Genomic DNA, 12,815 nt, shown 5'->3' on the forward strand with positions numbered 1-12,815 from the left:
CATGCGGCGAATGATAACAAACCGAACAATTTGCCGCGCTGTCTGTCGGCCGTCGATCAGCCGTTGTTGTCGCCTTTGTCTTCGTCGTCCCAGCCGGACGTGAGATCTTTCAGATAGCTGCGGAACTCGTCGCCGATTTCCTTATGCTGCAGCCCCATCTCCACGTTCGCCTTGAGATAGCCGAATTTGCTGCCGCAATCGTAGCGGGTGCCTTCGAACTCATAGGCCAATACGGTCTGTTCGCCCATCAGAGCTTCAATGGCATCGGTCAGCTGAATCTCGCCGCCGGCGCCCGGCTTGGTCTTGTCGAGCAAGCGGAAAATACGCGGCGTGAGGATATAGCGGCCGACTACAGCAAGATTCGACGGCGCCTTGTCGGGATCCGGCTTTTCGACAATGCCGCGGATTTCCGACAGGCCGGGCCCGATCGGCTCGACTTCGACGATGCCGTACTTGTAAGTCTCTTCCCAGGGCACGCGTTGAACCGCGAGTACGCTGGTGCCGTACTCCTGGTACACGCGCTGCATCTGGGCCATGCAGGGCTGGAACGAGCCCGCGATCAGATCGTCGGCAAGAATGACGGCGAAATCCTGATCGCCAACCGCCGGCAGCGCGCAGTTGATCGCGTGGCCGAGGCCCATCTGTTCGGGCTGGCGAATATAGACGCAGCTAATGCCCGGCGGGAGCACATCCTTGACGGCCTTGAGCAGTTCTTCCTTGCCCTTGGCTTCGAGCGTGGCCTCCAACTCATAGTCCCGATCAAAGTGATCCATGATCGAGTTCTTGGTGTGGCTGGTGATGAACACCATCTCCTCGGCACCCGCGGCGATGGCTTCCTTCACCGCGTACTGGATCAGCGGCTTGTCGACGACGGGCAGGATTTCCTTCGCACTGGCCTTGGTTGCAGGCAGGAAGCGTGTTCCCAGCCCGGCAACCGGAAAAACGGCTTTACGAATACGCATAGACGATCCCTTGGCTCAAAGGCCTAAGCAAAACGAAAGTAAAAAATCAGACATAGCGGACATCCCCGAGAAGATGGAGGATGTCGCCTTTATCGTTGGTTAACGCAAAATCCGCGCCGTTGTCGCCAGTGTTGTAGGCGAACCGTGCCGTGCTCGGCAGGAATACCGGCTTCTTGAAGCCCACCGACAGCGTGTAGGCGGACTGCTTGAGATGCGGTTCGAGTTCTGCGGCAGCGCGTGCCTTGGTCCACATGCCGGTGGCGATGGCACGGGGAAAACCGAACAGCTTCGCGCTCCACGGACTCAGGTGGATCGGGTTGTAGTCGCCGGCCGCACTCGCATAGCGGCGGCCGATATCGGCCGGAACGTCCCAGCTTGCTTCGTCGGATGGCTCGAACGGCAAGCCCTCTTCCGGCTTCTTTCGCGGCTTGGAGTGCGAGTCCGACACGCTCGTCTTCTGCCGCGACAGCATCGTGGCGGTTGCTTCCCAGATCAGATCGCCTGCGCGATCGCGTACCCGGGTGACCAGGCCGAACTCGACGCCCTTCGCCACTTCTTCATGGCCGCCCACGCTCACCTGCAGGTGAAGCTTCTCGGCCACCTCGATATTCCGGTACTGGGTAATCTCATTGCGGATGTGAATCAGGCCCAGCAGCTTCAGCGGAAACTGCTTGTGCGTCATCACCGCCATATGGATCGGGAAGGCGAGCACGTGCGGATAAGTGACCGGCAGATAAGGCGAATGGCGAAAACCACAGACCTTGCGATATTTCGCGAGTTCCTCGGCGCGGACTTCGAGGTCGGCGATCTCGGCGACGATGTCCGGAATCGTTTCACCCTGGGACAATCCGCCGGACAGCGTGGTCGCAGCCCTCAGGTAGGACGGGGCGACCGCCGGCAGGGATTGATACTCGAGCCGTGTCTCTTGGGCCATGTAATTTATCGTTGATAAAAGCTGATCGGGACGTTAACCGCTTTGCCAGGGCGAAACAATACGCTCAACTACCCTGCAAGGACGGTTTCTCCCCGGCCAGTTCGGCGCGACGGTTGCGGACCATGCTGGCAAATTCCTCGGGCAGGTCCTGATCGAGCAACTGGTCCCAGTAATCGATCGCCTGCGATGACTCACCTCGCTCGGCCGCCGCCAGGCCCAGGTACCACAGCGCTTCGCTGCTCGCCGGATCCAGCTCGAGCACTTGTTGATAGAGCTCGGCCGTGCGGCCTTGAAGGTCATCGCTGGCCTGCAGCGTGGCTGCCGCTTCGGCCGCGAGTATGGGGGCACGCGGCTGCGGCATCGAGGCGTTGATCGCCCGGTAATTACGAGCCGCGCCGGCATAGTCGCCGGTGGCCTGCTGGGCGCGGGCCAGCATCGAGCGGGCCTGGACGTCGTCAGGCGCTTCGGCGACGCGCTGTTCCAGTTCGCCGATCATCGTCGCGATATCGGGCATCTCCTTGCCGCTGATCGCCGCGTGATCCCCCAGATACCAGTACGTCGCGCTGCTGCCGCCGACCAGAAGCACCACGACCAGGAGTGTCGCGAACCAGGGACGAGAGGCCGCCTGCGGCGACGAGACGAGTTCCGGCGTGTCCTCCACATCGGCAAGCAACCGGGCCCCGAGCTCGTCTTTCTCGTGTTCGGCTTCGAGCCGCGTGATTCGCCCGGCGCCCACCTCGCGCTCGATTTCGTTGTAGCGCTGATGGTAGATCGTGATGTTCGCCTCGCGCCGCTTGTCGGGCGTGGGCGTGCCGGCACGCCATAGCGGCACCAGGACAAATACGAGGCTCGCGACCACAAGTACGGCCGCAAAAACGAGAAACTCGGTCATGAGCGCTCTCTGGAAGAATCGTCGTCGTCAGAAGATGGCCGGGGCTTTTCATCGTCCAGCAGGCGCGCCAACCGGTCGCGATCGAGGCTTGGCTCCGATACCGGGGCGCTGCGGCGGCGTCGCATCATCAATACGACCACCAGTAGCCCCACCGCGAGCAGCACGAATGGCCCAGCCCACAGGATCAACGTACCCGAGTTCAACGGCGGGTCGTAAAGCACCCAGTCACCGTAGCGATCGACCAGATACTGCTTGATCTCGCCGTCGCTGCGCCCGGCAGCGATCTGTCGCTCCACGATTGCACGCAGATCCTGCGCAAGCGGCGCATCGGACTCGGCGATGCTGCGGTTCTGGCAGATCAGGCAACGCAGTTCCGCGTTGAGGTCGTGATAGCGGGCCAGCTGCTCACCTTCAAGATCCACCGCGGGCGCGTTTGCAACAACCCCAAGCAGAAGCACAAAAAACAGCAGTGCACGCATCAGGAGTCCGACGCCTTGAGCTGTTCGAGCGTGGGCACGAGGTTTTCGTTCATCTCTTCACGCGTGATCGCGCCAACGACCTTGTAGCGGATAACACCCTCCTCATCCACGACGAATGTCTCTGGCACAGCAGCCACGCCCCAGTCGATGCCGACATCACCGCGTTGGTCGAACGCGACCACAGCAAACGGATTGCCATAGCGCCCCAGCCAGCGCAGCGCGCCCTCTTTCGTATCCTTGTAGTTCAGCCCTACGACCGGCACGCCGGTGCGCCGCGAGATTTCGGTGATCAGCGCGTGCTCGGCGCGGCAGGCCACGCACCAGCTCGCCCACACGTTGACCATCGTGACCTCGCCTTTCAGGTCCGCGGTGCGGATACGCTCCCGGTCCGAAGCCAGCGTGGGCAGATCGAACTCCGGGGCCGGCTTGTCGAGCAGCGCCGAGGGCAATACGTCGGGACGCCGCGTGAGGCCGTAGCCAAGCAACACGATCAGCATCATCACAACGACAACGGGCACGATCAGGCGCCAGCGCATCAGGCGTAGGCCGCTTTTTTGCCGCCGTCGGTCGCCACGGCCTTGCGCGAGCTCGCCCGGCGGCGATAACGCTTGTCGGAAAGTGCCAGCACGCCGCCGAGTGCGGCGAGGAACGCGCCGCCCCAGATCCAGCGGATGAACGGTCGATGATAGATACGCACACTCCAGGCATCGCCCGATAGCGGCTCACCCAGCGATACATAGAGATCGCGCCACAGGCCAGCGTCGACGCCGGACTGGGTCATGGTCTGACCACTCGCGTTGTAGCGACGCTTGGACGGATACAGCTCGGCGATCTGCTCACCGTCCTCGCGCACGATGAAATCACCCACCTCGGCCACGAAGTTGGGGCCTTCCTCATGGCGCGTACCCAGGAATGTGAAGTCGTAGCCGGCCATGGTCGTGCTTTCGCCGGGCGCCAGGCGGACGTCATGTTCGCCGCCGAAGCCGCTGACCAGGCTGATACCGATCACGAAAACGCCCACGCCTATATGCGCCAGCGCCATGCCCAGCACGTTGCGCGGCAGCATGATGCGGCGACCGCGACAGCGCCGAACGACGTCCTCGAGCGCCGTCACGATCGCCCAGCAGCCGAGCACGCAACCGGCGACAGCGGCTAGCGCGCCCGTGCCCACGGTCAGTAGCGGCAAGGCCACACCGAGCACGATCGCAATCAACGCCGGCGCCCAGAGTCGCGAACGAAGCACTTCCGCGCGCGTGCGCTTCCAGGCCATCACCGATGCCGCGCCGACCAGCAGCACCAGCGGTGCCGTGAGCGGAATGAATACCTTGTTGAAGTAAGGCGGGCCGACGGAAATACGGCCCATGCCCAGCGAATCCGCCAGAATCGGGTAAAGCGTGCCCAGAAGCACGCCCGCCGCGGCGACCACCAGAAAGATGTTGTTGAGCAGCAGCAACCCTTCGCGCGAGAGCGCGGCCACCGGTTCCGAGCCGGCCTCGAACTGCGGCGCGCGAATCGCGTACAGCAGCAAGGAGCCGCCGACCACGATGGCAAAGAACGCGAGGATATAGACGCCACGTGCCGGGTCGGTCGCAAACGCATGCACCGAAATCAGCACGCCAGAGCGCACCAGGAACGTGCCCAATAACGACAGCGCAAACGCGGTGATCGCCAGCAGCACCGTCCAGCTTTTGAAGATGCCCCGCTTCTCGGTCACTGCCAGCGAATGGATCAGCGCGGTGCCGACCAGCCAGGGCATGAACGACGCGTTCTCGACCGGATCCCAGAACCACCAGCCGCCCCAGCCCAGCTCGTTGTAGGCCCACCAACTGCCGAGCGTCACGCCGATGGTGAGAAACACCCAGGCGGCCGTCGTCCACGGCCGGGTCCAGCGCGTCCATGCGCTATCCACACGGCCCGTGAGCAGCGCGGTGATGGCGAATGCAAAAGCCACACAGAAGCCGACATAGCCCATATAGAGCATGGGCGGATGAATCACGAGGCCCGGATCCTGCAGCAGCGGGTTCAGATCGCGCCCTTCGGCCGGGATCGGGAACTCGCGCGCAAAGGGATTGGAGGTAAACAGCGTGAACAGCAGAAAGCCGACACTCACCGAGCCCATCACCGCGAGCACACAGCTGGCCACTTCGCGCGGCAGGGTGCGGCTGGCCGCGGCCACCGCCAGACTCCAGCAGGACAGCAGCGTCATCCAGAGCAGTAGCGAGCCTTCATGCGCGCCCCAGACAGCGGCGATCCGATAGAACCACGGCAGATGCGTATTCGAGTTGGCCGCCACATAAGCGACAGAGAAATCGTTGCCGTAGAACGCAAACGTGAGCGCTGCGAAAGCGATGCCCAGCATCGCGAACTGGCCAATGGCAGCCGGTGCGGCAACCGCCAGGCAATCCGTGCGGGACCGCGCAAATCCGTAGAGCGGCACCACGGTCTGGATAATCGCCAGCCCGAGCGCCAGGATCAGCGCGAAATGGCCAATCTCCGGAATCATCGATTGGCCTGCATATTGGTCGGCATGCAGCTCTCGCCCTGGTTGTCTTTCATTGCTTCAGCCACGTCGGGCGACATGTAATTCTCGTCATGCTTGGCAAGAACTTCGTCGGCCACGAACTGCCCCGATGTGTTCAGCGCGCCGTAGGCGACAATGCCCTGCCCCTCGCGGAACAGATCCGGCAACGTGCCCTTGAATTGCACCGGCACGCTTGCTTCGCAGTCGGCCAGGGTGAAGCGCACGAGCAGATCGTCGTTGTTGCGCTCCACCGAACCGTTTTCCACCAGACCACCGATACGGAAACGCGTGTTCGTCGGCACGTCGCCGGCGGCGATTTCGCTGGGTTGATAGAAATAGAGGATGTTTTCGCTGAAAGCGGTCAGTGCCAGTGCGACCGCAGCGGCCAGCCCGACGAACAGACCACCCACCAGCATCAGCCGACGGCGTCGCGTCCTAGTCATCGAATTCCTCGTTCTTGATACGCCGCGCGATGCGTCGATGCGCGATCAGCGGGCCGAAGATATTGCCGAGCAGCACCACGGCGGCGATACCGTAGCTGCTCCAGACATACGCGGCATAGCCGCCCATCGCCCAGAAATCATCCATCGGAAAAAAGCCTTTTCACCCAACGACTACGCCGTTCGCGCCAGAGCAGTTGCGTGCGCATGCCCCAGAGCGTGAGCCAGCCGAAGATCAGCGTGAAGCCGAGTGCGGCACACAATAGCGGCACCAGCATGTCCATTTCCATCGCCGGACGGCCAAAGCGCGTGACCGTCGGCCCTTGATGCAAGGTGTTCCACCACTCCACGGAGTAATGGATGATCGGCACGTTGATCACGCCCACCACCGCTAACAGCGCACAGGCGCGTGCCGCGGTACGCGGTGACTCGATCGCGTTATGCAACGCAATAACGCCGAGATAGAGAAACAGCAGAATCAGCTCCGATGTCAGGCGCGCATCCCAGACCCACCAGGTGCCCCACATCGGCTTGCCCCAGATGGAGCCGGTAACCAACGCCAGAAAAGTGAAGCTCGCTCCCACCGGCGCCGCGGCGACAATAAAGATCTCCGCGAGCTTGAGGCGCCAGACAAGCGCCACAAAACCTGCCACCGCCATGCTCGTGTACCCGAACAGCGACAGCCATGCACTGGGCACATGGATATAGAGGATCCGGAATGCATCGCCCTGCTGATAATCGACCGGCGCTTCGACCAGACCACCATAGATGCCATAGGCCGCCAGCAGCACCCCGGGCACGGCAAGCACCCACGCAATCGGCCGGCTCACCCGATAGAAGTACGGCAGCGAGCCAAAGCGGTGTAGCCAGACCATGAACGCAGACTTGGCCAAAACGCTAGACCGTGTCGCCGGTAGTGGATTGTGTTGCGGGTCGACGCATATCTTCAGCGCGCAAAGCGCGTTCTCCTGTCCTTTTCTTCGGCCGCGCCGGGCGCAGCATTCGGGCTTTCGACACCAGAGGCGGCTTGGCGCTCCCTATTCCAGGCTGATTTTCAGTGCCGCCGCAATTGCGAACGGCGCGGTCGTGATGCCCAGCGCGAGCAGCGCGCCGAGCAGGTACAGCGCGCCTGCCGACGGCAGACCGCTAATGGCCGCCCGCATCGCCCCGGCCCCGAAAATGAGCACCGGCACATACAGCGGAAAAATCAGCAGACTGAGCAACAAGCCGGCCCGCGGCAGGCTCAGCGTCAGCGCCGTGCCAATCGCGCCCACCAAACCGAGCGTCGGCGTGCCCAGCAGCAAGCTGGCCATGATAACGGGTACAGCGTGCGCAGGCACCCCAAGCAGCAGCACGAGCAGCGGCGAAGCCAGCACAAAGACCAGCCCGCTAGCGAGCCAGTACGCCACAACCTTCGCCAGCGCGATCAGCGCCAGCGGCTCGGGCGAAAGCACGTATTGCTCCAGCGTGCCGTCTTCGTAGTCTGGCCGAAACAGACGTTGCAGCGAAAGAAGTGCGGCGAGCAGCACGGCCATCCAGATCAGTGCCGGTGACACCGTGACCAGAACGGCTGCATCCGCGCCGGTCCCCAGCGGGAACAGCGCGACCACGAGCACGAAAAACAACAGGTGATGCACCAGAACGCCGCGCTGGCGAAATGCCAGCAGTAGGTCGCGTCGCAGTACCGCCCAGAAAACACTCAGCACGGCGCAAGCTCGACACGTCGGACGGATCCATTCGCGATCGCAAGCTCTTCGTGGGTCGTGAACACCACGACGCCGCCGGCCGAAACATGGCTATCGATGCGCGCACACAGCACGCCGCGCGCGTCGACATCCAGTGCAGACGCCGGCTCGTCGAGCAGCCACAGCGGCGCATCGGTCAGCCATAGACGTGCGAGTGACGCCCGCCGTTTCTGCCCGGCCGACAAGCGCTCGCACGGCCGACGGGCGACCCGCTTGAGTCCGAGATCCGTAAGCGTTTCGACAATGCGTTTTTCGGTGACGCGTCGTGCAGACAGACGCATCAACACGTCGAGATTCTCGACCGGCGTCAGCGCGCCGTTGAGCGCATTCTCGTGGCCGATGAAGCACAGATCGTCCTGGAGCAGGATTGGCTCGCCGTCGTCGGAGGGCGTCGCGCTTTGCCATTCGATGTCGCCGGCAAGCGGCGACTGGAGCCCGCCAAGAGTGCGCAGAAGGGTCGTCTTGCCGGAACCGTTTTCGCCCAGAATGCGTGCGGCCTCGCCCGCCTCAAGCGTCATATCGAGATCGCGGAACAGCGCCCGCTCGCCGCGGCCACAGCTCAGATTCCGGATGACGAGTCGCGGCAGCGTCATAGCTCGCTTTCTGGGGTGGCACGAGGCCAATGGCTGGTGCCCGGAGCCGGACTCGAACCGGCACGTCCCGAAGGACAAGGGATTTTAAGTCCCATGCGTCTACCAATTTCGCCATCCGGGCGCGAGCGCGGAATTCTAGCAGTTCACACCACGTTCGCATCGAGCGAACGCAGAAAAGCCCGCGATGAGCACATCGCGATTGATACCGCACGGTGAGGAGTTGAAAACATTGCGGAGGATGGAGGCCAGGCCCGGAATCGAACCGAGGTACGCGGCTTTGCAGGCCGCTGCATCACCACTCTGCCACCTGGCCGGTCGCATACATCCTGAGAGCCGGATGCTGATAAAGAAAAACCCCGGCCGGCGGGCCGAGGTTTTTCGGCAATGTCTATTTGGAGCGGGAAACGAGATTCGAACTCGCGACCCCAACCTTGGCAAGGTTGTGCTCTACCACTGAGCTATTCCCGCGCCGTTGAGAGTGCGTATTCTAGGGCTAAACGAACGGGTGTCAACCCATATCGCAGAACGATTTTTCAGATCAGCGTTCCATGTTCAGTCGAGGCCACGCCTGACGCAGATAGATCACCATCGACCAGAGCGTCAGAGCCGCCGCGATGGCGAGCAGCACAACACCCACGATGTAGATTCCGCTGCGCTGCTCGAGGTCGAGGAGCATGAGGAATATCGCGGCCATCTGGATCGCGGTCTTGTACTTGCCGAGCGATCCCACGGCGACCACCCCGCGCTCGCCGAGCTCCGCCATCCATTCACGCAGCGCCGACACGGTCAGTTCCCGGCCGACGATGATCGTCGCGGACAGGGCGACGTAATAATGCGGGTCGCGATAAACCAGCATCACCAGTACCGCGCAGACAATGAGCTTGTCGGCCACCGGATCGAGAAACGCACCGAACGCCGAGGTCTGATTCCACCGCCGGGCGAGATGCCCGTCCAGCCAATCGGTGGCGAGCGCGATACCGAACAGGATGGCAGCCGTGATGTTGGCGCCGGCCAGTGGCACAAACATCAACGCCACCACGAACGGGATGAGGATCAGACGGAAAAGCGTCAGCCAGATGGGCAGGTTCAAACGGGTCTCCTCGCGGTCCGACGTGAATGGAATCGAGCCATCATCACGCCGTGTTATGAAAATAATCGTAAATCCGTTGCGCCATGGTCGCACTGATCCCTTCCACGCGCGCAAGTTCGGACACGCCCGCGCGAGCAACCTGCTTCGGCCCGCCGAAAGTCTGCAGCAGCTTCTTGCGCCGTTTCGGGCCCAGCCCGTCCACGCCGTCGAGCATTGAGCCCTGGCGCGCCTTGCCGCGTTGGCCGCGGTGGCCAGCGATGGCAAAGCGATGTGCTTCGTCGCGAATCTGCTGGATCAGATGCAGGCCCGGCGAGTCTGCCGGCAGTATAAGCGGCGATTTCTCGCCCGGAAGAAATATCTGCTCCAGCCCGGGCTTGCGCGTCGAGCCCTTGGCCACGCCGATGATCTGTACGCCCTTCACCTCGAGTTCCTCGAGCGCCTCCACGGCAACCGCGAGCTGCCCCTTGCCGCCGTCGATGAGCAATAGATCCGGCGTGTTGTCCTCGCCGGCCTTGACGCGCTTGAAACGGCGCGTGAGTGCCTGGCGCATTGCCGCGTAGTCGTCGCCCGGCTCGATGCCATCGATATTGAAGCGCCGATACTTGGACTTGTTCGGCGCGCCCGCTTCGAACACCACGCAGGACGCGACCGCCCGTTCGCCACCGGTATGACTGATATCGAAGCAAGCCATATGCATGGGCGGGCCAGAAAGCCCGAGCCCCTGAGCCAGCGACGACAAGCGCTTCTCTACGCCGGCACGGCTGGCCAGTTGCGCCGACAACGTCTGCGCGAGCGTGGCGCGGGTATTCTCCAGCCAGCGTTTGCGCTCGGCCCGCACGCTGGTCTTGAACGCCACCTTGCGCTGGGCCCGCCGCGCCAAGCTCTCGGCAAGCCAGGCGTCGTCTGCCGGCAGCGGGTCGACCAACAGTTCCGGCGGCGGCCGGCGTTCGAGGTAGTACTGGCTCATGAAGGCCGCGGTCAGATCGGCGACATCCGTGCCGGGCGGCGCGTGGGGAAAGAAGCTCCGATGGCCGAGGTTGATACCGCCACGCACTGTGACGACCACGACGGCACCCACGCCGCCGTCGATCGCGGCACAGACGATATCGAAATCGCTCTGCCCGCCGACCTTCTGGCTCTGGGACTGCAGCCGGCGTAGCGCCGAAATCTTTTCGCGCAGCCGTGCCGCCGTCTCGAAATCCAGTGCCTTGGCGGCCGCTTCCATCTCACCGACCAGTCGGTCGATGAGCTTTTCATTGCGCCCTTCCAGCAGCTCCGTTGCGTCCTTTACGTCGCGCGCGTAGTCCTCCTTGCTGATATAGCCCACGCACGGCGCGGTGCAGCGCTTGATCTGGTACTGCAGGCAAGGGCGAGAGCGGTTCTCGAAGAAGCTGTCGCGGCAGTTGCGCAGCTTGAACAGGCGCATGAGCGTGTCCTGCGTCTGCTTGACCGCCCCGGAACTGGGGAACGGGCCGAAATAATGGCCCTTACGCTTCTGTGCGCCGCGGTGATAGACCACCCGCGGGTAGTCGTTGTCGCCGGTGATCATCAGGTAGGGATAACTCTTGTCATCCCGCAGATAGACGTTGTAACGCGGCCGGTGACGCTTGATCAGCGTCGATTCCAGAAGCAACGCCTCATCTTCCGTATGCGTGATCGTGACCTCGATATCGGCCACCTGATCGAGCATGGCCTCGGTCTTGGCGTTACCCGACGCACGCAGGAAATAGCTGGAGACCCGCTTCTTCAGATTCTTCGCCTTGCCGACATAGAGCACATCGCCCTTGGCGTCATACATGCGGTAGACGCCGGGCGCCTGGGTCAGCTGGCGCAAATACGTACGGGGATCGAAACCGGTATCGCTCATGCGGTCATGATGGCGGCAAAGTGGGATCAGGCAAGGCGTTTACGCGCAGCGGCGAATACGTCGGCGAACATGCGGGGCGTGAGCCGGCGCGTATTCGTGTTGTAACGGCTGCAGTGATACGAATCGATCAGCACTTGTCGCTCGTTGAGCGCGTGCTCCGCGCCGTGGCCGAACACATGATCCTTCTGGCGCAGGCCGTAAGCACGGATCACCGCCTTGTGCGCGACGCCGCCCAAGGCCAACAGCACATCCGGCGGGCCCAGCTCGTCCATCAGAAAGCGGCTGCAGGCGTTTACTTCGGCAGCCACGGGTTTGTTTTCGGGCGGCAAGCATTTGACGACGTTCGTGATCCGGCAATCGATCAGCTTCAACCCATCGTCGGCCTGTTCGGAAACCGGCGACGAGGCGAAGCCGAAATCGTAGAGCGTGCGGTACAGCAGTACGCCGGCATGATCGCCCGTGAACGGCCGCCCCGTAGCATTGGCGCCGTGCATACCCGGCGCGAGACCAACAACCAGCAAGCGCGCATCGGCCGGGCCGAAGGCCGGCACAGGTGCCGCATGATGGTTGGGGTGGTCGATTTGCACCTGCTTTCTAAGTGCCACCAATCGGGGGCATGAACTGCAATCGGCAGGCGGTTGCGTCATGACTTCACGTCAGTTCTAGCATCAGATTTATTACGTAACTTATTGATATTACGAATATCCAACTACCCTTATTAACGCCCTGACGGTAAAACGCCCCGGCGGCCGAAGCCGTCCGGGGCGCTGCGTCCATCAGAACGTCGAGCGCTAGAGCTCCAGTTCGGAAGCGCTCACGACCACGCCGTCGAGGTCGGCATAGATCCAGTCACCCGGCATGAAGGACACGCCCGCGAAGCGCACCGGCACGTCGCGTTCGCCCTGGTTCTTCTTGTTCGACTTCTTCGGATGGGCGTTGAGCGCCTTTACGGCCACACCCATCTGCGAGATCTCGGCCGAATCGCGGATACAGCCGTAGACGAGAATGCCCGCCCACTCGTTATCGATCGCCAACTGGGCGAGGTTGTCGCCCAACAGCGCGCAGCGATCCGAGGCGCCGCCATCGACCACGAGCACACGGCCCTCGCCCGGCTCTTCCAGAGCGGAACGCACGAGGGAGTTGTCCTCGAAACATTTCACCGTGCTGATCGGGCCGGCAAAATCCAGCGTGCCGCCAAAATCGGTAAACATCGGTTCGGCGATCTGCAGCTTGTCGCTGAATTCGTCACAGAGGTCGGTCACAGGTGTTGTCATGGCTCGTCCTTTCTCGAA

General features: G+C 62.6%; 15 protein-coding genes and 3 tRNA genes. All 18 read right to left on the reverse strand.

Annotation, left to right across the window (positions count from 1 at the left end; genetic code table 11):
* Positions 1-56: 56 nt before the first annotated feature.
* Positions 57-962 (reverse strand): UTP--glucose-1-phosphate uridylyltransferase GalU, encoded by a 906-nt coding sequence (gene galU, locus SADO_RS13765; RefSeq protein ID WP_353112359.1) that lies wholly within the window; start codon positions 960-962, stop codon positions 57-59.
* Positions 963-1,008: 46 nt separating this feature from the next.
* Entirely contained in the window at positions 1,009-1,896 is an 888-nt protein-coding gene (locus SADO_RS13770; protein WP_353112361.1) for a MaoC family dehydratase, read from the reverse strand.
* Positions 1,897-1,960: 64 nt separating this feature from the next.
* The gene (ccmI, locus tag SADO_RS13775) at positions 1,961-2,788 is read right to left on the reverse strand and encodes a c-type cytochrome biogenesis protein CcmI (protein ID WP_353112363.1); all 828 of its coding nucleotides are present in this window, start codon (positions 2,786-2,788) and stop codon (positions 1,961-1,963) included.
* A complete protein-coding gene (locus SADO_RS13780) occupies positions 2,785-3,267 on the reverse strand; it encodes a cytochrome c-type biogenesis protein (protein WP_353112365.1) in 483 nt (160 codons plus the stop codon). The genes ccmI and SADO_RS13780 overlap by 4 nt, the downstream gene beginning before the upstream one ends.
* A complete protein-coding gene (locus tag SADO_RS13785; protein ID WP_353112367.1) occupies positions 3,267-3,785 on the reverse strand; it encodes a DsbE family thiol:disulfide interchange protein in 519 nt (172 codons plus the stop codon). Before SADO_RS13785 ends, SADO_RS13780 begins: the two co-directional genes overlap by 1 nt.
* Before the next feature lie 17 nt (positions 3,786-3,802).
* Entirely contained in the window at positions 3,803-5,770 is a 1,968-nt protein-coding gene (locus SADO_RS13790) for a heme lyase CcmF/NrfE family subunit (protein WP_353112369.1), read from the reverse strand.
* Positions 5,767-6,231, reverse strand: coding sequence for a cytochrome c maturation protein CcmE (ccmE, locus tag SADO_RS13795; RefSeq protein ID WP_353112371.1), 465 nt, complete (start codon positions 6,229-6,231; stop codon positions 5,767-5,769). The genes SADO_RS13790 and ccmE overlap by 4 nt, the downstream gene beginning before the upstream one ends.
* Positions 6,224-6,376 carry a heme exporter protein CcmD gene (gene ccmD / locus SADO_RS13800; protein WP_353112373.1) on the reverse strand — a complete coding sequence of 51 codons (153 nt, stop codon included), beginning with the start codon at positions 6,374-6,376 and terminating at the stop codon, positions 6,224-6,226. The genes ccmE and ccmD overlap by 8 nt, the downstream gene beginning before the upstream one ends.
* Positions 6,369-7,103: a heme ABC transporter permease gene (locus SADO_RS13805; RefSeq protein WP_353112375.1), complete on the reverse strand. Its 735-nt coding sequence runs from the start codon at positions 7,101-7,103 to the stop codon at positions 6,369-6,371. The genes ccmD and SADO_RS13805 overlap by 8 nt, the downstream gene beginning before the upstream one ends.
* A gap of 162 nt (positions 7,104-7,265) precedes the next feature.
* Positions 7,266-7,931: a heme exporter protein CcmB gene (gene ccmB / locus SADO_RS13810; protein ID WP_434547914.1), complete on the reverse strand. Its 666-nt coding sequence runs from the start codon at positions 7,929-7,931 to the stop codon at positions 7,266-7,268.
* The gene (ccmA, locus tag SADO_RS13815; protein ID WP_353112379.1) at positions 7,928-8,566 is read right to left on the reverse strand and encodes a cytochrome c biogenesis heme-transporting ATPase CcmA; all 639 of its coding nucleotides are present in this window, start codon (positions 8,564-8,566) and stop codon (positions 7,928-7,930) included. The genes ccmB and ccmA overlap by 4 nt, the downstream gene beginning before the upstream one ends.
* A 34-nt stretch (positions 8,567-8,600) precedes the next feature.
* Positions 8,601-8,687 (reverse strand) — tRNA-Leu (locus tag SADO_RS13820).
* Between the two features lie 118 nt (positions 8,688-8,805).
* A tRNA-Cys gene (locus SADO_RS13825) sits at positions 8,806-8,879 on the reverse strand.
* Positions 8,880-8,959: 80 nt separating this feature from the next.
* Positions 8,960-9,034: transfer RNA gene (locus SADO_RS13830), tRNA-Gly, on the reverse strand.
* Between the two features lie 70 nt (positions 9,035-9,104).
* On the reverse strand, positions 9,105-9,656 hold the full coding sequence (gene pgsA, locus SADO_RS13835) for a CDP-diacylglycerol--glycerol-3-phosphate 3-phosphatidyltransferase (RefSeq protein WP_353112381.1): 552 nt from the start codon (positions 9,654-9,656) through the stop codon (positions 9,105-9,107).
* 43 nt (positions 9,657-9,699) lie between these two features.
* A complete protein-coding gene (gene uvrC, locus SADO_RS13840) occupies positions 9,700-11,523 on the reverse strand; it encodes an excinuclease ABC subunit UvrC (RefSeq protein WP_353112383.1) in 1,824 nt (607 codons plus the stop codon).
* Positions 11,524-11,549: 26 nt separating this feature from the next.
* Positions 11,550-12,170 (reverse strand): uracil-DNA glycosylase, encoded by a 621-nt coding sequence (locus SADO_RS13845; protein ID WP_353112385.1) that lies wholly within the window; start codon positions 12,168-12,170, stop codon positions 11,550-11,552.
* Between the two features lie 144 nt (positions 12,171-12,314).
* Positions 12,315-12,797: a ribonuclease E activity regulator RraA gene (rraA, locus tag SADO_RS13850; protein ID WP_353112387.1), complete on the reverse strand. Its 483-nt coding sequence runs from the start codon at positions 12,795-12,797 to the stop codon at positions 12,315-12,317.
* Positions 12,798-12,815 lie beyond the last annotated feature (18 nt).

Origin of the sequence: Salinisphaera dokdonensis CL-ES53, from assembly GCF_040361215.1 — a bacterium.
In the GTDB taxonomy this organism is placed as follows: Bacteria; Pseudomonadota; Gammaproteobacteria; order Nevskiales; family Salinisphaeraceae; genus Salinisphaera; species Salinisphaera dokdonensis.